Source organism: Streptomyces sp. NPDC042002, assembly GCF_055588305.1.
Genome location: NZ_JBVJCT010000006.1, coordinates 163,369 through 187,353 on the forward strand (window position 1 = coordinate 163,369; position 23,985 = coordinate 187,353).

At 68.7% G+C, this 23,985-nt stretch carries 18 protein-coding genes; 2 read left to right on the forward strand and 16 right to left on the reverse strand.

Translation table 11 applies throughout. From position 1 onward, the window contains the following. Nucleotides 1-24: 24 nt before the first annotated feature. The 15 genes from ACZ6KY_RS12335 to ACZ6KY_RS12405 all read right to left on the reverse strand — a co-directional run bounded on the left by ACZ6KY_RS12335 (nt 25) and on the right by ACZ6KY_RS12405 (nt 20,800). Nucleotides 25-2,193, reverse strand: coding sequence for a DEAD/DEAH box helicase (locus tag ACZ6KY_RS12335; RefSeq protein WP_469310250.1), 2,169 nt, complete (start codon nt 2,191-2,193; stop codon nt 25-27). Next, the gene (gene brxD / locus ACZ6KY_RS12340) at nt 2,193-3,518 is read right to left on the reverse strand and encodes a BREX system ATP-binding protein BrxD (protein ID WP_469310251.1); all 1,326 of its coding nucleotides are present in this window, start codon (nt 3,516-3,518) and stop codon (nt 2,193-2,195) included. Before brxD ends, ACZ6KY_RS12335 begins: the two co-directional genes overlap by 1 nt. 46 nt (nt 3,519-3,564) lie before the next feature. Continuing rightward, a complete protein-coding gene (locus ACZ6KY_RS12345) occupies nt 3,565-5,313 on the reverse strand; it encodes an AIPR family protein (protein WP_469310252.1) in 1,749 nt (582 codons plus the stop codon). 43 nt (nt 5,314-5,356) lie between these two features. Further along, on the reverse strand, nt 5,357-8,248 hold the full coding sequence (gene pglZ, locus ACZ6KY_RS12350; RefSeq protein WP_469310253.1) for a BREX-2 system phosphatase PglZ: 2,892 nt from the start codon (nt 8,246-8,248) through the stop codon (nt 5,357-5,359). Further along, nucleotides 8,245-12,144: a BREX-2 system ATPase PglY gene (gene pglY, locus ACZ6KY_RS12355; protein WP_469310254.1), complete on the reverse strand. Its 3,900-nt coding sequence runs from the start codon at nt 12,142-12,144 to the stop codon at nt 8,245-8,247. The genes pglZ and pglY overlap by 4 nt, the downstream gene beginning before the upstream one ends. Nucleotides 12,145-12,236: 92 nt before the next feature. Next, nucleotides 12,237-14,177 carry a DNA/RNA helicase domain-containing protein gene (locus ACZ6KY_RS12360; RefSeq protein ID WP_469310255.1) on the reverse strand — a complete coding sequence of 647 codons (1,941 nt, stop codon included), beginning with the start codon at nt 14,175-14,177 and terminating at the stop codon, nt 12,237-12,239. A 204-nt stretch (nt 14,178-14,381) separates the two neighbouring features. Continuing rightward, a complete protein-coding gene (locus tag ACZ6KY_RS12365; RefSeq protein ID WP_469310256.1) occupies nt 14,382-14,612 on the reverse strand; it encodes a hypothetical protein in 231 nt (76 codons plus the stop codon). Next, the gene (locus ACZ6KY_RS12370) at nt 14,609-14,905 is read right to left on the reverse strand and encodes a hypothetical protein (protein ID WP_469310257.1); all 297 of its coding nucleotides are present in this window, start codon (nt 14,903-14,905) and stop codon (nt 14,609-14,611) included. The genes ACZ6KY_RS12365 and ACZ6KY_RS12370 overlap by 4 nt, the downstream gene beginning before the upstream one ends. Before the next feature lie 292 nt (nt 14,906-15,197). Further along, complete coding sequence (locus tag ACZ6KY_RS12375) at nt 15,198-16,100, reverse strand: hypothetical protein (RefSeq protein WP_469310258.1); 903 nt, start codon at nt 16,098-16,100, stop codon at nt 15,198-15,200. Nucleotides 16,101-16,132: 32 nt separating this feature from the next. After that, nucleotides 16,133-16,828, reverse strand: a complete 696-nt coding sequence (locus tag ACZ6KY_RS12380) for a hypothetical protein (protein ID WP_469310259.1) — start codon at nt 16,826-16,828, stop codon at nt 16,133-16,135. Beyond that, nucleotides 16,825-17,478: a hypothetical protein gene (locus ACZ6KY_RS12385; RefSeq protein ID WP_469310260.1), complete on the reverse strand. Its 654-nt coding sequence runs from the start codon at nt 17,476-17,478 to the stop codon at nt 16,825-16,827. The genes ACZ6KY_RS12380 and ACZ6KY_RS12385 overlap by 4 nt, the downstream gene beginning before the upstream one ends. Next, the gene (locus ACZ6KY_RS12390) at nt 17,475-18,749 is read right to left on the reverse strand and encodes a hypothetical protein (RefSeq protein ID WP_469310261.1); all 1,275 of its coding nucleotides are present in this window, start codon (nt 18,747-18,749) and stop codon (nt 17,475-17,477) included. Before ACZ6KY_RS12390 ends, ACZ6KY_RS12385 begins: the two co-directional genes overlap by 4 nt. Beyond that, a complete protein-coding gene (locus ACZ6KY_RS12395) occupies nt 18,746-19,048 on the reverse strand; it encodes a hypothetical protein (RefSeq protein WP_469310262.1) in 303 nt (100 codons plus the stop codon). The genes ACZ6KY_RS12390 and ACZ6KY_RS12395 overlap by 4 nt, the downstream gene beginning before the upstream one ends. A gap of 19 nt (nt 19,049-19,067) precedes the next feature. Next, nucleotides 19,068-20,144, reverse strand: a complete 1,077-nt coding sequence (locus tag ACZ6KY_RS12400) for a hypothetical protein (RefSeq protein ID WP_469310263.1) — start codon at nt 20,142-20,144, stop codon at nt 19,068-19,070. Next, complete coding sequence (locus tag ACZ6KY_RS12405) at nt 20,144-20,800, reverse strand: hypothetical protein (protein WP_469310264.1); 657 nt, start codon at nt 20,798-20,800, stop codon at nt 20,144-20,146. The genes ACZ6KY_RS12400 and ACZ6KY_RS12405 overlap by 1 nt, the downstream gene beginning before the upstream one ends. A 493-nt stretch (nt 20,801-21,293) precedes the next feature. Between ACZ6KY_RS12405 and ACZ6KY_RS12410 the strand changes: the two genes are divergently transcribed. Continuing rightward, nucleotides 21,294-21,572, forward strand: coding sequence for a hypothetical protein (locus ACZ6KY_RS12410; RefSeq protein ID WP_469310265.1), 279 nt, complete (start codon nt 21,294-21,296; stop codon nt 21,570-21,572). Beyond that, complete coding sequence (locus ACZ6KY_RS12415) at nt 21,569-21,967, forward strand: type II toxin-antitoxin system VapC family toxin (RefSeq protein WP_469310266.1); 399 nt, start codon at nt 21,569-21,571, stop codon at nt 21,965-21,967. The genes ACZ6KY_RS12410 and ACZ6KY_RS12415 overlap by 4 nt, the downstream gene beginning before the upstream one ends. A 159-nt stretch (nt 21,968-22,126) precedes the next feature. Here ACZ6KY_RS12415 and ACZ6KY_RS12420 read toward each other — a convergent pair whose 3' ends face one another. After that, nucleotides 22,127-23,878, reverse strand: coding sequence for a hypothetical protein (locus ACZ6KY_RS12420; protein WP_469310267.1), 1,752 nt, complete (start codon nt 23,876-23,878; stop codon nt 22,127-22,129). Between the last annotated feature and the right edge of the window lie 107 nt (nt 23,879-23,985).

Sequence of the window (23,985 nt, forward strand, 5' to 3'; positions counted from 1 at the left end):
CGGCAGGACCGGGTCTTCATCCGCTCAGTCGGCTGGTTCTGTTGAGAAGCGCTTCGGCTCCGACAGTGCGGCACGTGCACCGTCGAAGTCGGCGAGCCTCGCCGACACCGTGGCTACGGCCAGTCGCTGGGGGAGGGCCACCGAGAACTTCAGTCCGCGCACTGCCCGCGGGTCGACATCGGGGAGGACCAGAGACGGTGCGGCCTGGGCCGCTTCGAGGGCGCCGCGCCACATGCCCTGGGTCAGATCCTCCCGTAGCCGCAGGTAGCAGTCCGTCGGGCGCTGCACCGGGTCGGCGATCGACGACAGCGTCGCGCCGAGCGTCGCGTTGGCACGGTAGCCCGCCCACGTCCACCAGCGGACGTCGTTGCCCTGCCGGGCCACCAGCGTTCCGCCGGGGTGGACCAGGTGCGGCGCCTCCTCGTCACGCCATTCCCGGAGGCATACCTCGGCTCGCCGGGTGAGGGACAACGGCGGATCGGCACCGAGGAGGACCTCCCGCATCGCACGGGTCAGTGCGTACGACAGGCCGATGAGCGTCCCCCCGGACCATTTGGCGACCCCGCCGCTGTCGACCGGTTCGACGAAGACCCTTTTCCGTCCCCAGTCGATGAAAGTCACCTGCCAACTGCGGCCGGCCAGCAACAGGCGTCGTGGGCCCGGGCGTTCCTCGGTGAGTACGGACGGGTCCATCCGGCCGATCTCGGTGCGCCCGGACAGGACGGTGAACTGGGGCGGTGCGGTGAACGACGCGGTCAGCTCGATGAAGTGCCGTCGCCCGAAGCGGTGTTCGGCTTCAGGGCCGATGAACAGCATGCCCCCGTCGGTGTCCAGGAAGCCCTGGTCGGTCAGATGACGCAGGATCGGAGCGGCTGAACGGTCGAAGGGCGCCAGTCCGTTCCACTGCTCGGGCCACATCTGGTCGCCCAGTTTGTGTTCCTGAAGCGTGGCAGCCAGTAGTTGCTGCGCGACGAGGTGGCGCGGTTCGGGCGGTGGGACGACCGGTTCGACCCAGCCGCGACCCCACAGAAGCAGCAAGCCCGCGGCCTGCAACAGGGTGTCCTTCCGTGTGGCGAGGAAGAGGCAGTTGCGGGTGCTTCCCGCCCGCCGGCCCGTGCGGCCGACGCGCTGGAGGAAGGAGGCCACGGTGCTGGGCGAATCAATCTGGACGACCCGGTCCAGGTCGCCCACGTCGATGCCCAGTTCCAGGGTCGAGGTGGCGACGATGACACAGTCACGTGCCTCGGCGAACGCCTGCTCGGACCGGGCCCGTTCGTCGGCGGACAGCGAGGCGTGCGACAGGAACACCGTGACGTCGCGCGCTCGCAGGGCCGCGCCCAGCTCCTCGACCTGCCGCCGCGAGTCGCAGAACACCAGCCGCTTCTCGCCCTTGTACAAGGCTGCGATGATCTTGGCGGCGTTGGACAGGGAGCCCACGTAGTCGAGTTCGATCTCCCCGGGCGGTGGTCCGGCCGTGCCACTCGTGTGCATCGGACCGGGCGAGGGAGCCGAGGGGTCCGTGAATCCGGGGGCGACGATCTGGCCCGGACGCCGGCCGGCGCCCGACCCCTGGAGCCAGGTGAGCAGTTGCTGAGGATTACCGACCGTGGCGGACAGCCCGATGCGCTGAATGGGGTGCCCCGCGACCCGCTGCAGACGTTCCAGCACCGCCAGGAGATGCCAGCCCCGGTCGTCGCCGGCGAAAGCGTGCACCTCATCGACGACGACGGCCCGGATCCCTCCCAACAGGTGTGCGTGGTCCGTCTTCACGCCGATCAGCATGGCTTCGAGCGACTCGGGCGTCGTCAGGAGGATGTCGGGTCTGTCGGTGCGGATGCGCCGGCGCTGCGACTCCTTCGTGTCTCCGTGCCACAGAGCCGCGCTCCGTCCGAGCCACTGCGCGTACCCGTCGATGCGGGTCACCAAGTTGTTGAGGAGCGCCTTGAGCGGGCAGAGGTAGAGGACCGAGGTGCCGGTCCAGCCCTGGGCGGACATGGCCGAGAGGACCGGTAGGCAGGCTGCTTCGGTCTTGCCGCCTGCCGTGGGGGCGAGCAGCACGATGTCCTCGCCGTCCATCACCGGGTCGATAGCGGCCCGTTGCAGCGGCCGCAGGTCCGGCCAGCCGAGCGTGTTCACCACGTGGTAGACGATGACTGGGTCGAGCCGGTCGACGGGGTCCGCGGCCGACGCCATCACAGCTCCAGATCGATGTCGTCGGCCGACGACGATTCGGACAAGTTGCGCTCGACGTCGGTGAGTTCATTGCTGTCCACGGTCAGCCGGTAATGCTGCCGCGGGTCGAAGTCCGGGAACTGGTCGATACGGTCCAGGACGTCGCCGACGAGTTTCTTGAGGAAGAGCCGGGGCGCGACGCCTACCTTGCCGCCGAGGGCTCCTCCAACCGCACGGGCGAGATCGGCGATGTAGGCGTCGTCGGCCAGCGTCTTGATCCGGTCGGGCGAGTCCGCCCCGGAGGCGTAGAGATCGCGGATGGTCACCCCGACGCTCGTCAGAGACTCCAGGGTGAATCCCGACAGGCGCAGTTGGATCGCCCGGGGGTTGTCGAATCGTGGGTCGGTGGTGAAGTCAGTGGCGAGCCGCTGGGCGAGCGGAGGGAGTCGCTGCACACCCTGTTGGCCGTCGTAGAAGGCCGGTGTTCCGGTGATGACCAGATAGAGACCGGGGAACCGTCCGGAGTGGACCTCGTCGATCAGCTGCCGCAGGGCGTTGAGCGCCTTGTCGCGGGCGTCCGACCGCACTCTCTGCAGGGTCTCCACCTCGTCCAGGACGACGAACAGCCCCCGGTGGCCGGAGTCCCGCAGAACGGTGAGCAGTCCCTGCAGGAAACCCAGGGCGCCGAAGTGGTCCAGGTCGCCGCGTACCCCTGCGGACCGGCGGGCCGCCGCCGCCACATGGGGCTGGCCGCCGAGCCAGGCGAGGACGGCGGAGGCCGTCGACTCGTCGCCTTCAGCGAGCGCGGACCGGTAGCCGCGCAGCGCGGCCGCGAAGGACGGGGCGTGCCGTGACACCTCGGTCAGCCGGGCCGCCAGCAGTTCCTCCACCGCGCCGCTCAGATCCCCCTCGTCCGCCCCCGCGGCGAGGGCGTCCTCTTCCAAGGCGTAGAACCATGCGTCCACCACCGGCCGCAGGGCGCTCGGAGGGAAGCTGGGGGTGGACAACCGCTCGGTGAGGCGTCGGTAGACGGTCTCCAGTTTGTGCAGCGGTGTCTCCGTCTCCGAGATCTGGATCTCGGCGACAGCGAAGTTGCGCTGCTTGGCGCGTTCCCCGAGCCAACGTGTGAAGAACGTCTTGCCGGACCCGTACTCACCTCGTACGGCCTTGAAGACCGAAGCGCCGGAGGCGACCGCGTCGAGTTCCGCGTCGAGCGCGGACTCGAAACGGTCCAGCCCGGTGGCGAGCAGATCCAAGCCGCTCTCGGGCACGGCACCGCGCCGGAGCGCGTCGATGGCGGTCCGCCGCCGGGCGGCGGAGACGGGAGAGGGGCGAGGATCGATCACCCGCCCATTCTCCCATCCGTGGCGGGGCGCGTACCGTGCCCCGAAGTCACCGGCGGCGGAGGTTCCCGTAGCCGAGGTTGCTTGTCAGGTAGCTGACGAACTCGCTGCTCTTGGCGGTCTTGTCCGGCCCCGACCGGTTCTGCCTCTGGAATGCCTCGAACTGCTCCTGGAGCGATTTCCACAGCGACTCAAGGCGCACAGCGCTCGGGAAGACGTTCTCACGGGCGGCGTTGTTCAGGGTTTCCGGCTTGTTGAACACGCGATCCATGAGGTCCACGACGCCGAGCATGGCGAGGTGGAAGTGAAGGTTCGTGTGCTGTGACCGGGAGGTGGGATCCGACGTCGACTGCAGGAACTCGTCCACTTGGCGTTGCGCCTTGGCCAGCCACAGATAGACGGGCAGTTCCGTCTTGGCCGAGAACACGCGCCGGTAGTCCGCGTCGGATTTCAGCAGGCTCGACGGGCGGGCACGGGCGTAGTCGGGCTGGCCCAGGGCCATGGCCATCACGGACTGCGCCAGCAGCGGGATGCTGACGATACGGTCGGCCGGCTTTCCCTGATTGCGGTAGAAGTTCTTGCGCCGGTCGTAGAACCAGTCGTGCTCGAGGAAGTACGACTCGATCTGCCGCTGGATGTCGTCGGTGGCCCGGAGCGAGGCGACGGGCACGCTCGTCTGCCGGTTGGTGGCGCGGATGACGGAGTCACGGGCTGCCTGGTCCACGGTGACGAGGATGCGTACCTGTACCAGCCTGTCGAAGACCAGGTCGGTCGGGTCGGTCACGTAGAGCTCGCGCAGCGTCTCGTGGAGCGTGTACGAGGTCTGCAGACCGTTGACGATCTGTACGTCGGAGAGGCTCAGCCGTTTCCCTATCGCGGTGGCCTGTGAGCACACGATGGTGATGCCGTTGTTGAGCCACCAGAACTCGGGTGCTTCCGGGTTCTGGAGCGAGGCTGTTATCTCCCGGTTGACCTCGACATTGCCCTGGTAGTCGCGGACGTTCCAGTCGAAGATGTGGGACTTGATCGCCCCGGTTTCGTCGCTGAGGAAGTCTATGTATTCGCCCAGGCCGACGAGCGCGACATGGCTCGTGCCGTGGGTGATGCTCTCCCGGTAGGGAAGCTGCAGGGTGTACGACGGGAGGGTGCTGGCACGCTTCCAGAGTTCCGCGGGGCCCAGGAACTCGACCTCGCCGGTGGAGATGGCGAAGGCGTTGGAGAACTGTGCTTCGAGGATCTTGGCCTTGACCTGGACCTTGGGGTGTACCTCGCTCGCCTCGCCGCGCGTCACGTACGAGAACTTGATCAGTACGGTCGGGTGACGGCTGAGGAGCCGCGTCAACGCCGTCCTGAACAGTCTGAACCGGGCGAGGAGATCCTCGGCGTACAGCACACCCACGGTGACCTCGTCGACCTCCATGTCCAGGAGGTTCGCGCACGTGGACATCACCTTGTCCAGGGCCGTCTCGGAGAAGCCGGAGCTGGTCTTGGCCTGGACGAGCCAGAGTGTCAGCTGGGTTCCGTTCTCCACGTTCGAGACGGCGGAGGACTGCTGGAAGATCTCGCTGTCCTCGTGGAGCAGCCGGCCTCCGAGAAAGACGTACGCGCCGTCGATACCACCGTCGTTCGCGCCCCCGATCACACCCCCTTCTATTTCCTCCTCCGAGAGGCCGAAGCCATGTAACGCGTGTTCGCTCGCGAACCTTTCGAAGGCCGCGTCGAACGAAAGGGGGACGGCGCGGGCGTTCCGCCGGTCTTCGATCATCTGGTTGATCAGTACACGGTCGTTGGCGCTCATGGCTCCTGGCTCATCGGTGGAGGAACACGGCGGATGGAACCGGTCAGTCTAGGTCGAACTGCATGCGGAGCAAGGGGAGATCGAGACGAACGGTCCGTCCGTCCGGCAGTGTTTCCAGAACCTGCACCCCGTCGTAGTTGAGCAGTTGGCGCAGGATCGCGGCGAACCCGTCCGCCCGAGTCACCGGGTAGGACACGCGCTGGGCCAGAGCTGACACCGGCAGCGTGCCCCCGGCGTCGATCAGGGCCCGGATCGCCCCCTCCACCTTGTCCATGGGCGGCTTGCGCGCGAGCAGGCCGATCTGGCCCTGGAACGATTCCGAGGCGAAGAGCGACGAGACGAGGGCGTCGTCGGGATCCACGGCGGTGACGGTCACCAGTGTCTCCTCGCCGTCGGACGCCGGGATCACCGCGACGGGAAACAACGAGTCGTGGGTGAGGGCCAGTTGAGCCTGGACCTTCGTCGGCTTCTGTCGCGCCTGCCGCTTCGTGGGGGCCGCAGGGGCGGATGAGGCGGTGGCGGGCGCGCGCTCCTCCAGCAGCCACCAGGTCGGTCGCGGATCCCCCAACTCCCGCCAGGCCGGGGGAGGAGACGCCTCGAACCGCAGGAAGGCCAGCACGGGAATGGTGAACTCGGCGAGGGACGCTCCGCCGTGGTATCCGGCCTTGCGGGCCGTGTACCGCGAGTCGGCGTCCCACAGGGCGACGATCGATCCGCCGGACTCCGGTGCGACGACCCGGCTGCCGTGAAGGGTGATCTCCGCCGAGCTCATTTCTCCGCCAGGGGGCCGATGGCGTGCGGACAGCGGCGAGCCGGTGTCGACCTTCGCGCCGTGCCGGTCGACGACATGCCCGTGGTCGCTGGTGATCACCACCGCCATGCCCTCCGTGGCGGCGATCCTCAGCAGGTCCGGCAGGCCGGGAATGTGCTCGGTCTGCCAGGCTCCGTCGCCCAGTTTCTGTTCCTTGGCGAGCCGATCGTCGATCGCGTTGAGGACGACCGCCACGTGCGTACGGCCGTCCGCGAGCGCTTCGGTGAGCGCGGGCCCGAATGTGTCGCCCGCGCTGTCGGCCCGCAGATCGTCCTTGTGGAACACGGCCGCCGGCGCGCCGCCCCACAGGGGAAGGGTGGGGAACAGCCGGGCCTCGTCGTTCTGCGACCCCTGCGTCAGCTTTCCGGCGAACAGCGAGGTGCGGGAGACGGACGTGAGGGTGGGGAGTGCCGCGGCCATGGCGCGGCGGCACGGCGCGCCCTCGTCCACCGGGTCGAACTCGGCCCAGGAGGCGCGCAGTTCCTCACCCAGTTCGGTCGCGATCGCGGTGCTCATCCCGTCCAGGACGATCAGCAGCACGCGCCGTTCCGCGGCACCGCGGACGACCGGTTTCACCACGCGTTCGAGGAACGTCTCCACCGTCAGGATCCGGCCGGGATCGGTGCCGGCCGCGGTCCAGGTGGCCAGCACGCGGGCGAAGTCACGGTCGATCTCGTGTCGCCGTTCGCGAACGCGCGCGGCCAGCATGTCGTAGGCGGCCCTCAGGCTGACGTCCGGGTCCCCGCCGGCCTCGATGTGTTCCAGGGCGCGGTCGACCCACCCGGTCTCGTCCACATGGCGCTGCAGGGCCGCGTCGACGTGGGGTGCCTCGACCGCCGGTTCGCCGGCCAGCCACTGGACGAGCCGCTGGCCCATGCGGGTCCGTTCGATCCGGGCCCGGACCTCCGGTCCGTGTGCGCGCCGGTGCTCGCTCAGGGAGCGGACGGCCGCGCCGAGCCGTCCCGGCTCGCCGTCCGTGAGGGCCGTCCCGACGGCGGTGAACCTGGCGTCCAGGCCGGTTGGTAGGAGCGGGCTGGTGCCGGCGGCGGCTTCCGCGCCGAACTGGCGGACCAGTGCCGAGGCACGCTCCAGCACCGTGTCGCTGGTCCGGCGGTTCTCACGGGCTTCTTCCGAGGCCGCGCCGCCTTCTCTGGCGGCTCCGGCGAGCAGCGTGCCGACGTATTCCTCCGAGACCCGGCCGAAGGCGGCCGCCATGGCGTCGAGCTGTTCGCCCTGTGCCGGGGGACGCTCTCCGAACCACCGCTCCGCGCGACCACGAGCCGTGTAGGTGGCCGCGTCCGGTTCGGCGTGGCACCACAGGGCGGCGCACACCAGCCCGAAGGCCACCGCGTCCGGGCCATGTTCGGCCTCGACCAGGGCCAGCAGGGCGCGCCCGGCCAGTCCGGCCTGGTCCTCCTCGCCGAGGAACTGTGCGAGCCCGGTGCGCTCGGGGCCGCGCAGTGCCAGCAGCCGCTCCGGGCGGCCGGGCATCAGGGACCAGCTCAACAGGGTGTGCGTGTCGAGCCGGTCGGCTGAGGTGGTGTGGTCCGCTCGGGTCTCCTCGTCCGCGTAGCGGCCCAGTCGCAGGCGGCGCAGCGTGAGCGCGGACAGGGCGGTACTCCGTGACAGCATGCCGCCTCCCAGCCGGGGCCAGCCGCCCCTCGGCGGTGCCGCGTCCAGGAGGGCCTCCGCGGCCCACTTGTCGTCCCTGAGCCGCTGGTCGACCTGATGCGCTCCGAACGCGTCCCGCACCACGTCCCAGCTGTCCACCGTGTCGACGCGGGCCTTGTGGGCGCGGGCCAGGATGGCGGGGTCGAGTTCGTTCTGCTCGCGGTCGGTCAGGACGACGAGCAGGGCGGCCCCGGTCGCCGTGTCCGACAGATGGCCGAGCAGGAGCTCGTGCACGGCCAGCGGGGACGGTGCCGCCGCGATGCGGGCGGACTGCCCGTCGCCCCAGACGTGCTCGGCGGGGCCGTCCCACTGCGGTGTGGAGCGCAGCAGAACGGCCCGCCGCCGGTCACGGCCCGCGAGGGTGTCGCCGAGGGAGGTCTGGGCGGACAGGTACTGGGTGATCGTGGCGAGGTTCAGCCGGACCGCCACCGCGCTGGTCGTCGTGGTGCTCATCCTTCGAGGACCCGCCAGGTGATCTCGATCGTCGCACCGGGTTCGCGTGCCGCCAGCTCCGCGATCTCCGCGTGGAGCTCGGCCACCGCTCGGGCCGCTGTGGTACGGCCGCCGCCGGAGCGCTTGACCCGCCCGGGCACGGACGGTCTGGACGAACCCGTGCCGGGTTCCTGCTCGGGGACCGGCGGGTGACTCGTCGGGGTGTCGAGGGGTACGTCACCGGGCCGCGGGGCCGGGGGCGCGGGCGGCGGGGTCGTCGTCGCGCGGTTGCGCTTCACCAGGGCCAGCACCTCGTGCTGTGTCCGGGTCAGGGCCGCTTTCAGGTCATTGGTCCGCTGGTCGCTCTGGGCCGCGTTGCGCAGGGACTCCAGCAGGGCCTCTCCCTCGGGGCCCTCCGAGGACGCCAGGTCGAGGGTGGTCCAGGACGCCGAGTCCAGCGCCTGCGCCACCGTACGGGCCTGCTTGACCGAGGTCCCGAACCGGTCCGCACCGATGTCGCCGAAGTCGAAGGCGGCCAGGGCCTCGACGGTCTTCCGGGCTCCCGCGGCCCCCTGACCGGCCGACCGCGTGAGTTCCTGGAGCAGTTCGACGGCCCGCCGCGCGAGGGAGAGACGTCCGCCCTCGGCGGTTTCGTCGAGCCGCAGGAAGCCGGCGTGCCGCTCCAGCTGGGTCACCAGCTCACGGGCCGCCTCCTGGTGGACACCGGCCTGCTGGGCGATCTGCCGGGCGAGCTGGTTGACCATTCGGCCACGCCGCAGTGTGGGGGCGGGCTCGCCGAAGACGGCCGTGAACCGCCCGCGGGCGGCCGCCCAGTCCTCCTCGGAGGGCAGCGGCTGGCTGCGCAGCGCGTCGTGGTCCTTGATCTCGTTCAGTGCGGGTGCCGGGTCGAGCGGCGTGCCCGCGCGCACCCATACTCGGTCGTCCATCTCGGCGAACGAGGCCACGACGAGCCGGGTGAGGAAGCCCGGCAGGCCGCGCGGTGTCGGCCGGTCCGTCCAGTCGGTGAGGGTGATCAGGCTGAGGTCGCCGGTCGCCCCCCGGCCGCTGGCGAGCTGCCGGAAGTGGTCCGCCCAGTAGTGCGACAGCTCGAAATACGCCTCCTTCTGCTGCCCGAGCCGCAGAGGGGTGGCCACCCGGCGCATCAGGTTCCGGTCGGTGGCGGGGACTTCGGCGCGTCCGTCGCGGGCCTCGGCTGCGGCCCGTACGTGCGTGAACACCTTCTTGGCGTCGGCAGGTCTGACGACAGTGCCGTTGCCGTCGGGATCCAGGTTCGGGTGGTCCGGGTACTGGCTCGCGAGCAGCTTGCCGGCGATGTGCCGGATTCCGTCCCGCAGCGACTGGCCGAAGGACAGGACCAGCCCCTCGACCTCGCGCAGCGACTCCAGATGGTCGCCGAAGCCGAGCTCCACGTCGGTGGCCTTCTTGTCGGCGAGGCCGTACGCCTGCTTGAAAGCCGCCTTCACGTTCTTGAGCAGCGACTCCCGCTGGGTCTCAAGCAGCCCCTTGGCGCGGGCCCGGTTGTCGGGGCTCAGATGGCCGGCGTACTGGCCGTCGAACCGCTGGCTGTCGGACAGCGCCTTGTCGATGACGACGAGGCGGCGGAAGTCGGCGTACCGCTGGCTGGAGAGGTGGGTGGGAAGCCAGGCGACACTCCGGGACGGCTCGCCCTGCCGCTCGCGCAGCCGCTGCATCCGGTTGGCGTCCTCGCGCGGACCCCACTCGCTCTCGTCGAACGGGAGGTCGATCACGATCCGCCAGTGCCCGTCCTGCTGGGGCATCAGGTCGTGGTCCGGCAGCGCGTCCTCGTCGGCGACATTGCCGAACACCACCTCGACACTGCGCTCCGTGCCCCGCCACGCGAAGTGCAGCTCGTTGATCAGGTGGTCCTGGTCGATGCCGAGTTCCTCGACGAGGAGCCGCTTGGCGAGGGCCTCGCGGTTGCCGGGGTTGTCGTTGACGTTCGCGTTGGCGATCACCGAGTCCACGTCGACGCCGGACAGTTCGAGCCGGACACCGGGGTTGGCCTCGGTGCCGGTCTCCTTGATCTCGGGGAAGCGGCCCGCCCACTCGGCGATCTTGTTCTTCAGGATGCCGTACTCGCGGCCCGGGATCGGGGCGACCACGGAGCCGTAGTTGAGCGCGGACAGCCGGCGGATGGTCAGGTCGGACAGGGCGGGGACGCTCGGGGCGAGCGCCGACAGCAGCAGGGTGCCGACGATCCGGTTGTCGCCGGTGAACTGCTTGATCCGGGTGCGCAGGGCGGGGTCGGTGACGCTGTCGGGCCGGTGGGTGTACTGCTCGATGTCCTCCTCCGTCACGTTGTGCGTGAGCAGGAGGTACGGCCGCAGCTTCGTCCGGTACAGCTTGTCGGCCGCCTCGAAGATCACCTTCAGGCTGTCGGTGAACGGCTTGTCGCCACCCGCCGTGATCAGCGGGTACAGGTCGCCGACCGGGATCAGGTCGCCGAGCCGCAGTTCGGCCCGGTGGTCGGCGAGCAGCTGGCCCATCAGCTTCATGCCGGTCCGGTTGCGCTGGAGCGCGGACGACACGTGTACGAGCGTGTCCATGAACGCAGGCGAGAAGGGGTACGTCAGCCGGAAGCTCTCCTCGTCCGCGCCGACGCCGTCCGCCCCGCGGTCGGAGCCCAGGAGGGTGTCCCACACCTCCTGGCGGATCCTGCGGGTCTTCTCGAACTCCGCGGTGACCAGGGCCGCCGCCTCGTCGTTCTTGGGCCTGAGGAGGCGGGCGTGCGCGACCTGGGGGAGGTTGCGGTCCTCCAGCGTGATCTTGTCGAACCGGCCCGAGGCCAGGCTGAGGGTGTCCTGGATGGACGACTCGGCCGCCCCCGACACCTCCTCGCCGACCAGTTCGCGCAGGTCGCGCTGACGGGCGATGAACGAGATCACCGGCACGGCACGGCGGGCGTCGCCGCCCTCCACGAAGTTGGTGATCTTGCCGGCTTCCCGGGCCACGAACTTCTGGTCGTGGATGAGGGTAGCGAGCCACAGGATCAGCTCGTCCATGAAGAGGATCAGGCCGTCGTAGCCGAGCGACTTGGCGTGCTCGGCGATCACGGACAGGCCGGCGTCGAGCGAGATGAACCCGTGCTCGTCCTCGGCGGCGTTCTTCGCGAAGCCGGGCAGCAGGTGCGTGCTCGCGTCCTGGACCAGCCGCGCCCGCAGCTCGGCGGGCGTCGACGGGCTGACCAGGTTGAGCGCCTGACCGCCCTCGTGGACCTCCTCGGCGGCGAGGGCGGTGTCGAGCAACTGGGGCGTCCAGCCGAACGCCTCGCCCCACTCGTCCTCCTCGTCCGCGGTGCCGGCGCCGCCGTCCACCGCGGTGAGGCCGCCGATGACAGCCTGGTCGCCCATGCGGGACCGCATCGACCGGATGTCCTCGAACAGGGAGTCCGTCCGGTACACCTGCGGCGTCGGCGCCTCGGGGTGCAGCTTCTTGACATGACTGACGTACCCGCCGAGGACCCGCTGCTCCAGGGCCTTCGCCCCGAGCATGTGGTACGGCACGAGCAGGAACCGCTTGCCCTCCGCACCGAGCCACTCGTGCTTGGTCAGAACCGGGTCCAGGTCCGTCCGCGCGCGGGCCGCCGGGGCCCCGCTGAGCAGGGCGTGCAGCACCGCCATGAAATGCGACTTACCGGAACCGAACGAGCCGTGCAGGTAGGCCGCCTTCGACGTGTGCCCGTCGAGCGCGGCCCGGATCAGTCCGAGTGCCTCGTCGAAGTTCTCCAGCAGCCGTTCCGTGACCACGTAGTCCCGCAGCGCGCGCTCGGCACCCTCCGGAGTCGTCGCCTCCGAGAGCTGGAGGACGAAGTCCGAGGTGGAGATGGACTCCTTGACGTCGATGACATCGCGGAGCAGGGGCGGCTGCTGGGCCATGAACGATCACTCTCCGACAGGCGGCTGCGCGGGCTCATCCGATCGTATGGCGTACCACTGACAACGGATGACCACTTGTCGCACATGCCCGACTACACGAGAACCGGTGCCTCCACCTCCGATGTCGGATGCACCAGCGAGCGCAGCTTCTCACGCGTCTCCGGGTCCGTCGAGTAGATGATCGTGCCGACCATGCCCCGCGTGAGCAGCACCTTGTAGGTGTTGCGGATCAGCCGGCCGATGTCGCTGTCCGGCGTCGCCTTGGTGAAGATCGGGTCCTTCGACGCCGACCGGTCCACGACCCAGCGGTCCGTACGCCATACCAGGTCGGGGCCGATGATCACGCCCGACCAGTCGTACTCGAATCCCTGTGCCGTGTAGACGCAGCCGACCTGCCCGAAACCGGCCGGGTCGGTGGCCCACAAGGGTGCGGGCGGTGCGCCGAGCACGGACCGGTCGCCGTACACGTTCCAGGGCCGCGCCCAGTCGCCGATGACGACGTCGGTGGGAAGCGCTGTCATGTCCGGCGTGACCTTGGTGGTCCACTTCCAGCAGTAGCCGGCCGACATGCGCGCACCGTAGCCGGCCCCCCGCCGCGCCGCGAGGAAGTCCTCGAGTTCCTGCGGGCTCCCGGCCGTCCTCAGTTCCAGCTTGCCGTCCGGCTCCCACACACCAGGCGTACCGCCCTCAAGACCGAGCAGGTCGACGACCCACTTCTCGTACGCGTCACTCCCGCCGCACCGGAACTGGCCGTCCAGCTCCACGACCGTGCAGTCGAGGCCCTGTTCGGCGGCGGCGCGCTTGATCTCCTCCTTCGTCCCCATCTCACCGGGGCGCACCACCTGATGCTGGTCGAGGAGGAACACCGGCACCCGGGCCGCGTCGATCAGCTCGGCCACCTGGGGACGGCCGGTGCGCAGTTCCGCCTTGGTGTAGCGGTTGGCGGAGGTCTTCCGCAGCCGGTGGGCTTCATCGCAGATCAGTACGTCGAGGTCGTTCGGCTCGGCGTCCATGAAGCTGTTGAAGTACATGAACAGCTTCTGCACGGCCGGCTTCTGCGCCCCGGCGACCTTGCGCATGGTCTTGGTGAACGAGGCAGAGCCGGTCGCGTGCAGGGCGGTCACCCCGCGCCGGTACAGCTCACCGAGAAGCGACAGGGCGACGACGCTCTTGCCGGAGCCGGGACCACCGGTCACCACGACGACCTGCTTGTGGTTGGACCGTTTCGCCTTGCGGACGGCGGACATCACCTGCTCGTAGGCGACCCGCTGTTCGGCGAGGAGGACGAACTGCTCGCGGTCGCGGATCTCGGCCGCCGCGACGGCCATCAGCTGCCTGGAGGGCCGGATCCTGCCGCTGAGCAGCGCGTCAGCCGCCTCCGCGCCGGACTCCGCGGCGAGCCGCGAGCGCAGGAAGTCCATGAAGGCGCCGCGCTGTTCGCCGGTGTACATCCGCCCGTGCTGGTCCTCCTTGACGCCCCGCAGACCCGCGATGCGGGATTCGGACGCGTTGTGTAGGAACGCCACACCGGCCAGTGACTTCGGCATTCGCTCCAGCGCGCCGTTGAACGACAGGAGGTACTCGCAGTAGCCGCGGACCTGTTCGATCGGGTTGAGCACGGGGTGCGCGTACGCGTCGATCCGGCACAGCAGCGGCTCGTCCTCCTCCGGACAGGCCGCGCTCCACTGCTTCAGTTCGACCACGACGTACGACGGTTCACCCGTGGTGGGGTGCACGCCCGCGAGGACGGCGTCCGCGCGCTTGCTGGTCAGGGGCAGGCTGTACTCGATGAGGACCTCGACGTCGTCGAGCCCGGCCTCCATGAGGGCGTTGACGAGAGCCGGGAGGCTGCGTTCCCAGGACCTGATCTCCGCCTGCCCGGCGCGTCGGCCGTGCTGGTGACGGAAGTTCTCGGTCAGGTGCAGCGCCAGCGACCCTTCGAGGATGCGGGTGGCCACGGACGCCGCGGACTCACGGAACAGCAAGGCAATGCCCCCAGGCAGCACGAAGAAGACTCGTGCGGGTGGGGGCATGTCCTTCGACGTCCGCCGCGCGCTGTCGCGAGGCGGATCAGGAAGCCCGTCGGGCCGCTGAGATGGTTCTCGCCATCCTAGGTGAGGGTGTCGATCACGGGTACGGGATCGGTACGGATTCGGCCTGGTCGGGGGCGGCGAGCGGGTGCCGGGGGTTCGGCTTCGGATGGCTGGGGCGCTGTCCCCTGTCGCCTCACTGTCCGGTCATCTGTGCTGTCTGCTGCGGGCGTTCGCTTCGGCGACCCGGGCGCTCAGCAACTCGGCCGGGGTGAGAGGGCGGAGGTGGTCCGGATCGGCGTCCCATTCGATGCCACCGGCGAGCGGGCGGAGTTGGACGTACGGGCCGATGTGGCCCATGACTCGTCCTACGCGGTCGCGGGCGGTGTCGTGGACGGTCGCACCGACGGAGGGGATCCCGTCGGCGTCCTCTGTCACCCGGCGATCCCCTTCGTGATCACGTCCGCGAGCAGGAGGGCGATGGGGGCCGAGCAGACGCCGAGGTGGACGAGTGCGTAACGGGCTTCGGCCTTGCGGTCGTCCGCCCAGGGGGTGCGGATGTCCATCGCGGGAAGCTGGATGCCGGCCTGGGACAGGGCGTCGGCGAGGGCGTCGCGGGCATCGAGGGCCTCCTGGAGCTTCGGGGCGGGGGCTGGCGGGCGGTACTGGGCGGTTGCGGGGTGGGGCGTCGTCACGTGGTCCGGGTGTCGGGGCGTGGGGGGCATCGGCATCCTCGTCGGTTCGGTCCTGCGGAATCCGTCACCCGGCTGCGCTGGACGAATTGCGCCGCGTAGTCCGGGTGTTACGAGAATGCGCCCGGATACGGAGGGCCACGCGTGGACGGGCCTGTACTTCCCCGCGGCACGGAGGTCGTTCCACACCTTCCACACCGGCGGCGAACCTTTCGGGACGGTGCTGCTTCCGTGCCCGATGCCACGACTGCCTTTACGAGTGCAGTTACTGCTCCGAAGCCTTCGCGGACTTCGTGAATGGCCTCGCCGCACGGAACGTCGTGGGCCCGGCTCAGTCGTGCGGGACTTCCTCGATCACGGTTTCCTTGAAGCGCCACGAACCCCGGTTGCCTATGGCCTCCGCGCGCAGGCCCATCTCCCAGGCGATCCGGGCGGCTCGTTGCTGCGGCACGTCGGGGTAGTCCTCGGGCTGGACCTTGACGTAACCACGGCGGTCGGCGGGGTACGTGCGCAGGGCTTCGCGGAGCTTCTCTTCCTGCTCTTCCTCCGTGGTGTGGTTGCCGGTGACGGCCTTGTACGCCTTGCGTATGCCAGCCGACGGCTTTCCACGGTCTCGCCGTCTCGCGGCGTCGGAGCCCCGCCAGGTCATCCAGCCGACGGCGCCGAGTGCGGCAAGCGCGAATGCCCCCGATCCGAGCGACTCGCCCGTGGCATCCGCCTGGCCCGGTGTCTGCGGGCGGAGTTCGCCCAGGGGGTCCTCAAGCACGGTCACTTTCTGGCCGATGTCGTAGCGGTCGGACGGTGTCTTCATGGCCGGTCCCGGCACCTTGGTGCCGTCTTGATGTTCCAGCGTGTAGTTGTAGTCGCGGTTCTTGCGCCCTTGGGCCGGGTCGAGCCATTTCTTCACGACGGTGGCCGTGACCTTCTCCCCGCGCTGCTGCAGCGTGAGATTGTCGCGTGCCATGGTGGCGACGTACACGGACATCAGCGAGGTGACCACGATGAACAAGGCCGCGTACGTGCTGGACTCCTTGGCGCCCAGCTTCCGGATCAGCAGGATGAGCAGCACGCCGTGCACGATCCACAGGGGCACCAACAGGGCAGGACCGAAGTCGTCCGCCAGGAGGAACAGCCCCGCGATCGCCGCGAGCACGTAGCAGCCGATGCCGACCGCGAGCGGGACGGGGTAACGGGTACGCCTCTTCCGCGCCTCATCCTCGGCAGCACCGCTCATGCTTGTTTCGGCGCCCGGCTCCACAACTGTCATCACAAGCGAACCGACTGCCCTGACGCCCCTGCGGACTTAGTGGGTGGGGCGACGTCGGTGTCCGCGCCGTTCTGCTCGTCCTCGGTGAAGCGGAGGCTTCGCAGCACACCGGCCATGACCGGCGCGTAGCACCGTTCCCAGTGAGTGATCTGGGGTGTGGAGAAGGCGATCAGGCACATGCGCTGTCCGGCTCCGCCCTCGGAGGCGACAGGGATCATCGCGTGGAACTCGGCGGTGAGTACCTCGATCTGCTCACCGGTCGGCGAGAACGTGGGAGGAAGGACATGGCTCTGGCCACCGGTGAAGACTGCGGCTTTGCCGCACGGGGCGTCGATCACCGTTCCGGTCCAGCCTTCCCCCCGCGATGTCAGGACGCCGCGCAGAGTCCCTCGGGCTGCCGTGGCGGCGTCGTCGCCGTAGGCATAGTCCACGACCGCGACAGCGAGCGAGCCCAAGGAGAGCTCGCCCTCGAAGGAGTGCAGGCAGTTGGCGGCATACACCACCCCGCTGTCGTCGAGGAAACGCGATATCCGCTGCAGTGCCCGCGCCATCTCCGTCAGCCGCTGCTCGTCCGTCGCGGCTGTCAGGGATCCGTATGCGCTTCGGGCGTTCACCTCGGCCCAAGCCGCGTCGAAGTCCATGCCCAGCGGCACTTCCTCGAACTCGGCGGGTACGGAGAAATCGATCCGCATCATTGTCCGTCCCCGGTACCAGGGTGCCGGTCGGAGGGGCCGGGCAGTGGTGGCGGTGGCGGGGGCCCGACCTGGCCGATCCGCTGCTGGTCGTAGAGATCCACCAGCCGTCGGTTCTTCTCGTACCAGCGCTTCATCCATCGAGGGATCAACACCGCGGTCACGGCCAACGGGACGGCGAACACCACCAGCACAGCGAGCGCGGCGCCCGGCCGGTCCCGCAGCACTCCTGCGATGATGAAGCACCCGAGACTGAGCAGTGCGACGACGAGGGCAAAACGTTTTGCCCCGTTGGCTTCGTAGGCGGTCACACCCCGGCGCGCCGCCGTCATCTCTTCAGCCGTGACGGGCCTGGTCGTGCCTGGCTGTGCGCCGGGAGCGTTCCACGTCGGCAGGAGTGGGCCTCCCGCGCGCAGGCGGTCCTGGGTCTGCTGGGCACGTTGTCGGGCTGTCGGGGAATCGTTCCGGACGAGGACCAGGCGGATGGTGCTCTTGCTCGGCATCTCGGTTGTCTGGAGGTCGTAGCCGAACTCGAAGCCGATCGCCGTGATCTTGTTGGATTGGCTGCCTTCGAAGCCGCCGAGGAGGAACTCGACGTGGCCTCGCCCGTCGAATCGGGACAGTATTTCCGGGTCTTTCATCGTGCGGCTCATTTCCCCTGTCTGGCTGCTCTGTCCTTGTCGCTGCCGGTCTTCCAGGCGTTCTCGAATGCCACGAGCAGATCGCCGCCCGGCAGAGCTGCCTCGATGGCCTGCCGGTCGTCCTTGGGAGCGAAGTATCCCAGTGCGGTCGGATCGGCGATGAAGGCGGCGACCGTGTCCACCAGGCCGAAGTTGGCAGCCGCGTCCGCCGCGCGGCTGGCTGCGACGACCCGCGAGATGCCCTTGAACGCGCCACCGAACGGCAGCACGCCGAGGGCGTCCTCGGCCAGCGTCCGGTTGGAGACCACGGAGTCGCCGCCGACAACTCGTGCGGTGGCGTGCAATCCCAGTGCGCCGAGTGCGAAGGCACCTGACGTGACCCCGAGGGCGGCGGCCGCGGCCGCGAACTCGGGGGCCAGCGGGCCGGTGACCGGGGCGACGAGAAGGATGGCGAGCGATATCGCGCCCAGAACTGCGCTCACGGTCGCGAGGACGTCACCGAGAGCCGCGATGGAGTTGGCGTGTTCCGCGAGCCACTTGACGGCGTCGGCCACGGCCGCGTCCACGGTCCGGGCGACGATCTCGTCGAGCCCGTTCATCGCCTTGCCGATATCGAGGAGAGCATCGCCCAGTCTGTGGAGGGCGCCGGGCTCGTTCGGCGCGATGTTCATCGCCTTGTCGAGACGTCTTGCGACGGCCCGGCCGTCCACGTCGTAGTCGTCGGCCAGTTTGCGCGCCTCGGCGCGTATCCGGTCGAGATCCGACTCGGCCGTGGTCGCCGCCAACTCCGCCGCGGATCTGTCCTTCTCGGTCTTCTCCCACTTGCGCGCCTCGGTGTCGTCCTTCGGCGGCAGGTCGAGCAGCGGCTTGGGCGGCAGTCCGGCGAGCTTCTCTTTCGCGGCGTGCAGCGCGTCCTGGGCGTCCTGTGCCCGCGTCTCCAGCACCTCTGCCTTGCGCTGCCACCCCGGCATCGCGTCGGCCCAGTCGTCCAGCGCCGTGGCGGCCTTGCTGAACGATCGTTTCGCCCTGTCGACCTTGGGCAGGAAGTCGTCGTCGAACTGCGCCCGGAACGCATCGGCGTGGCGACCCTTCCAGTCCCCCTCGCCTGTGCCGCGCAGGACGTCGGATATCTCGGTCAGCGCCTTGGCGGTGCGCTGCACGATGCGCACCACATGCTTGGCGGTGTCGGGTTCACCCGGGCAGGGGACGAACCCCACCGCGGGGAACCGGTCTTTCAGCGGTGAGGTCTGCGTCGGAGAAGTCCACGAGAACAGGTCGCTCATGCGTGCTTCTCCCGTGACTTCCGCAGCTCGTCGTCCAGCTTGTCGTCGAGTTGCTCGAAAGCCCGCTTCATCTTGTCGAGTTCTTTGACCGCCGCACCGGAGAACTTCTTGATCTGCTTGATCCCGTACGACCACTCGTCACCGAAGTCGTTCATGCGCGCGGCCAGCATGCTCACGCCCATGGACTCGCCGTCCACCTCGTCCATCTCCTTGCCTGGACCCTCCATGAGCTCGCCGATGTGCTTGATGTCCCGGCGGACCCGATCAAGCACATCGAAGTCGATGCGAATGTCACTCATTGTTCCCCCGTGCGATCGTCTAGCGGTTGACGGACTGGATCTCCTGGACGTTCATGTCCTGGGTGGTCTCGAACGTGCCGTCCGGCAGGTCCCCCGCCGCGCCGCCGCTGCCCTGCCAGGAGATCCGCCAGGTGATGGACGCGCTCAGCCGGTACGGCTTCCCGTCCGTGGCACGCAGGTAGGTGATGCCGCACGGCGGGGTCCTGCCGGCGTCGCCCTTGGTGTACGGGGTGCCGATGGAGCCGTCGTCGTTGATCGCGCAGTCACCGGAGGCGGGGTAGGTCTGGGCGTCGCCCGTGCCCGGGTTCAATTGGAGGGCGATCGGCTTCGCCGTCGTCTCCGCCCACACTCCCGCGGCTGCCAGCTCGGCGCGGACCTTGACCTCCTTGAAGGTGCCCTTGTCCAGCCATACCCAAGTCGGCACGTTGACCGTGGACCTGGTGGCCGGCTTCGCCTCGATCTCCGTCTCCGGAACCTTGATCTTGTTGTAGGCGTAGGCGGCGAGGATGTCAGGGGTGGGGGCGTGCTTGTTGGCGGGGAGCGTCCTGGCGTTCTGCCAGAACAGGGTGTCCTCGCAGTCGTACGACTCCGGGTCGTTCGCCCTGTCCTGATTGATCACCCCGCGCCAGAACATGCCGTCCTTGCCGAGGTTGTAGTTCTCGTAGCCGTCCCCGCTGCCGTTCTCCGCCTTGCCCTTCTCGTAGTGGTCCACCATCAGGTCCTCGCCCCAACTCAGCGTGGGCGTGACGGGCACCAGGTCCGTGTTGGGGTTCTTCTTGAGGCGGGCCACCGCCGCCTTGAGTGCCTGCGGCGTGGCCACCGGTTCGTACCAGCACGCCGGGGGCTTCCAGTTGGGGTCCACGGGAGCGAGGGCCTTGGGCGAGGTGCCTGAGGCGCCGCCGCTGACCTGCGTGACCTTGATCTGGGTGGCGGTGGCTTTGGCATTCAGCGTGTTGCCGGATGCGCCGCCGGAAGGTGTCGAGGAAGGGGGCTTGTTGTCCTGATCTCCGATGGCGCCGTAAGCCGCTGTGGAGGAGAGGACCACCGCGTAGACCGACGTGGCCAACAGTGTGCACGTCTTCGCTGCGAAGCTCATCAGCCGCAGGCTCCCGGAACCACCGTCGAGGACGTGGTCTTCCAGACGCCTTGGGGGTTCTTGTCCAGTCGGTTGCGGTACTGGATCACGTTCTCGGGCTTGTCGGCGGTGGTGGTGATCTTCGCGGTCCTGCGGTTCTTCGTGGACGCCTTGCGTTCGTCGACGCAGTAGAAGAGCACGCCCGAGCCGGTGTCGTTGATGTGGACCTGGGGGTCGAAGGCTCTGACACTGCCGATCAGACTCTCGTCGTCGTCGACGAACTGCTTGATCCACTTGTGGGCTGTGGCCAAGGTGGCATCCGAGTTGTAGAACGCCACGGCGTCGGAATTCAGATCCGCCTCGATGACCGCGGCGTACTCCGACCTCAGTTCCTCCCGGCCGTCGTTCAGGATCGCCTGGAGCTTCGGATCACTGTTCGTCCAGCCTTCGAAGTTCGCCTGGAACTCCTTCGAGAGTGTGATCTTCGGCCGCCCGGCGACGTCCTGCCCCGCCGGAGCGGAAGCGCTCGCGCTCGCTGATGCCTTCTCTTCGCCGGCATCCGCGCCCTTGATCTTGTCCGAGGACGAGTCGTCGCCCCCTCCCGAGCCGCAGGCGGTCAGCAGCAGGGCCGTGGATGCGGTGAGCGCGACTACGACGAGCCGGGCAGGGCGGTTCACTTGGGACTCCTGTTGAGGTGGGGGTTGCGCAAGTAAACCAACGCTATCCGTGGGACATGTGCCGACACCAGTTGATATCCCGTCAGGAAGGGGCAACTGGCGGTTGGCATAGGGCGGTTTGGCCGCCACTGCCCACGCGTCCTGTGCCTGGTTGCCGCGCTTCGGGTGGCCGACTGCGCTCCCGAGGGTCCGGGTCCCGCGACGGGGGCATCGGGGTCGTCGTCGCGGACCTACCCGATAGCAACCAGGACGGTGACGCGCGCGTCGGGGTCTCTGATGGCTTCACCGCTCTCGTCCCGGTACGGGACAGTGAAGGTGGTGGACAGCAAGGTGGTGGACGGCGCTGTGCTCGTGCTTCCAGCGGGCGACTGGTCCCCGTTCGTATCAGCGGTCAAGGATGGGCGGCCGCCGTCCGAGGCGCACCCTGGCTGCCTTCGCGAGCAGGTGATCGCGGGAGGTTGTCTTGTGGCATTTGGAATGCCATTCTCTTGTCATGGCTGACGACAGTGATCTCGCCCCTGGTGGCGGCCCCAGCAGTGGCATCTCCGTCACGCTCAGTGCTGGAACGCTTCGGGCGATCCGTGAACGGGTCGGTAAGCGGGGCGTCTCCGCGTACCTGGAGAGGGCCGCCCAGCGCCAGATCGAGCGTGACAACCTGGATGAGCTCATCGCCGACTTCGACAAGGTTCACGGTCCGGCCGACCCGCAAGCCGTGGCGGCGAAGCGGGCCAAGCTCACTGGTGGCACGGCCACGAACGGGGCCGCTGCGTGAGTGGTGCCCTGGTCCTGGACAGCGAAGGTCTGGCGAAAGCCGTACAGCGGGACCGGGAGGTTCACGAGTGGCTGACGGCGGCACGGGAGGCGGACCTTCCCGTGGTCACGTCGGCCGCGGTGCTGGTCGAGGTGGTTCACCCGAGGATCAATGACGCCGCACTGAAGTGGACACTGTCCCGGCTCCGCGTCGAGCCGGTTACCCAAGCGCTCGCCCAGTCAGCCACCGCTCTGCTGCGGAACGCGGGGCTGCACGGCCACAAGTACGCCATCGACGCCATGCTGTGCGCGACCGCGCTGGCACACCCGGGGCCCGTGACGATCCTGACCTCCGACGTGGAGGATGTCGCGAAGCTCACCGCTGAGCATCCTCGGGTGGTGACCGAAAAGGTCTGAACCGAGCGGCTGGGGTCCCTGATCGGTCGCCGGGCCGGGCACGCCGTTCGCGTGTCCCGAACGCGCCGTGTACGCACCTCGGGCCGCAGGTGCGGTGGCTGTCACACCTGACGGGGCCCCGGCCCGGGCCTTCGCGATCCGCGCCGATTGGCTTGAGGCCTACTCGACATCGCCGGTCGTGGCCTCGGATCCATCCGGTTTCGCAGACTGCGTCGTGTCGGTGATCTCGCTCTTCCTGTCCGCCTCGACGGGGGCGGGGTGACGCCGTCGAAGCTCGTCGCGTTCGACGTCCGGGATCGTCATCGACTCGGCGAGCACGGCGGCGAGCGCGTCCACTTGAGTGTTGTCGATGTCGGTGTGGAAGAGCCACCGGATGTTCTCGTCGCGCGTGATGAGGTCGATCGCCAAGCGCGTGCTCTTGTCCGGTGTGGTCGCCGCTCGGACGTATCGCACCTGGTCGATCGGGATGTCTTGAAAGATCTCGCCTTGCTCGAGGAATGCGTTCGTCTTGGCCATGATGATGCGGCGATCCGTGACGGCGACCAGTGTTTTTGCCGCAGCCTTGTCCATCGCTGCCGCCAACATCTCCTTCGCTCCGCCGAGAATCGCAGAAATGGGATCGAGGCCATCGAGCTGATCGGGGAAGGCGAGGACACGTAGGGCCTCACCGCCCTGGAGGAACCATCGCAGGATGCGAAGGTACGGCTCGAGACCCAGCGATGTGGGTGCGCAGACGACGCCCGGAGCCTCGAGCGGAAGGGCCGGCGGATGGAGAGCATCGGCAAGAGGCTCGATCGCCTCCAGAAGGCGGGCGGAGATTCCGCGGGCTGCCTTCACGTCCTTCCGCTTCCCCAGCAGGGGCCATACGTCGGGTCCGGGGAGCTCGGCGATGATCCGCAGTTCCCGCGTCAGCGCGTCGACGAGGCTCGTCGTTTCGGCCAGAGCGGCGTCGAGCTCCGTGCGGGTGTCGCGTGCGATGGAGTCGACGAGCCGGGCCTCGCCCGCGTCCTCGGGGCCGGCGGCTCTCGCCCGCGCGGCGTGGAGCGCCTGATATCCGGTCCATGCCTTGACGGAGGACAGGAGGGCGTTCGCGTCGAAGAGGATCGCCTCGGCGCTCGTCTCGAGATACTCGCGGCGGGCCTGTCCGGCGAGCTGATGGATCTGCCGGATGTGATTGCCGACGTTCAGTCGGTACAGGTCACGCTGCGTACGCAAGTCCGCTTTCTTGCCCGCGACGGTGTCCCACAGGGACGTCGGGACCGATCCGACCTCCCGCGCCTGGACGACTACGTGATCGACGGTGGCGACGAGCGCCGTCAGCTCGGCCCACTGTCCGTGGCGGAGAGTCGCGAGTACCTGGCTGGTCAGCGCGATGTTGGTTCTGACAAGGCCCTCGACCTCGGTCAGTTGCATCTGAAGGGCGACCATGGCCAGCGCCGGTCCGATCGAGGCCGAGTTCCGCGCCGCGCTCACCGCATTCACGGGGATGAAACGGGACTGAGCGATGATGCGGCCCCGAAGCATCACTGTTCCGAGGTTCGCGCCGTCCTTGACCGCGAGTGTTGCGCCGGCCTTCAGGAGGGCCTGTGTCGCGCTGCTGATCCTGTAGAGCCCCTGTGCGCTGGCGAATGCGGTTCCGAGGTTGCCGACGACGGTCGCCGTGTTTCCGATCGAGGCGAGGACCGTGGAGATCTGCTTGCGGTCGGCGGCCGACACGAACCCGAAGTCGAGCAGATCGGGCTCGAGTTCCGCCGGGACCTCACCGAAGACCATGGCGATCCCTGGGAGCACCTCCGCTATGACCGTCGATACGGTCGCGGAGTCGTTGTCCGGGTCGAGTGTCGGATCGTCCGCACCAGGTGAGTCGGCGGTACTGCTCTGGCCGTTCTCCTCAGGCTCGGCGATCTCCATCGAGTCCGAAGGGTCCTGCATGCGATCTCCTACCCAAGGGGGGCGCGCAACGGCCAGGCGTCGTCGGCGTTCACTGCCGGAGCCTACAGTTCAACCCCCTGCGGTTA

Bases quoted from the DNA above. Each gene is read 5' to 3' on its own strand.
- ACZ6KY_RS12335 (WP_469310250.1), bottom strand. From the start codon at position 2,193: ATGGCGTCGGCCGCGGACCCCGTCGACCGGCTCGACCCAGTCATCGTC.
- ACZ6KY_RS12345 (WP_469310252.1), bottom strand. From the start codon at position 5,313: ATGAGCGCCAACGACCGTGTACTGATCAACCAGATGATCGAAGACCGG.
- pglZ (WP_469310253.1), bottom strand. From the start codon at position 8,248: ATGAGCACCACGACGACCAGCGCGGTGGCGGTCCGGCTGAACCTCGCC.
- pglY (WP_469310254.1), bottom strand. From the start codon at position 12,144: ATGGCCCAGCAGCCGCCCCTGCTCCGCGATGTCATCGACGTCAAGGAG.
- ACZ6KY_RS12360 (WP_469310255.1), bottom strand. From the start codon at position 14,177: ATGCCCCCACCCGCACGAGTCTTCTTCGTGCTGCCTGGGGGCATTGCC.
- ACZ6KY_RS12370 (WP_469310257.1), bottom strand. From the start codon at position 14,905: ATGCCGATGCCCCCCACGCCCCGACACCCGGACCACGTGACGACGCCC.
- ACZ6KY_RS12375 (WP_469310258.1), bottom strand. From the start codon at position 16,100: ATGAGCGGTGCTGCCGAGGATGAGGCGCGGAAGAGGCGTACCCGTTAC.
- ACZ6KY_RS12380 (WP_469310259.1), bottom strand. From the start codon at position 16,828: ATGATGCGGATCGATTTCTCCGTACCCGCCGAGTTCGAGGAAGTGCCG.
- ACZ6KY_RS12385 (WP_469310260.1), bottom strand. From the start codon at position 17,478: ATGAGCCGCACGATGAAAGACCCGGAAATACTGTCCCGATTCGACGGG.
- ACZ6KY_RS12390 (WP_469310261.1), bottom strand. From the start codon at position 18,749: ATGAGCGACCTGTTCTCGTGGACTTCTCCGACGCAGACCTCACCGCTG.
- ACZ6KY_RS12395 (WP_469310262.1), bottom strand. From the start codon at position 19,048: ATGAGTGACATTCGCATCGACTTCGATGTGCTTGATCGGGTCCGCCGG.
- ACZ6KY_RS12400 (WP_469310263.1), bottom strand. From the start codon at position 20,144: ATGAGCTTCGCAGCGAAGACGTGCACACTGTTGGCCACGTCGGTCTAC.
- ACZ6KY_RS12410 (WP_469310265.1), top strand. From the start codon at position 21,294: ATGGCTGACGACAGTGATCTCGCCCCTGGTGGCGGCCCCAGCAGTGGC.
- ACZ6KY_RS12420 (WP_469310267.1), bottom strand. From the start codon at position 23,878: ATGGAGATCGCCGAGCCTGAGGAGAACGGCCAGAGCAGTACCGCCGAC.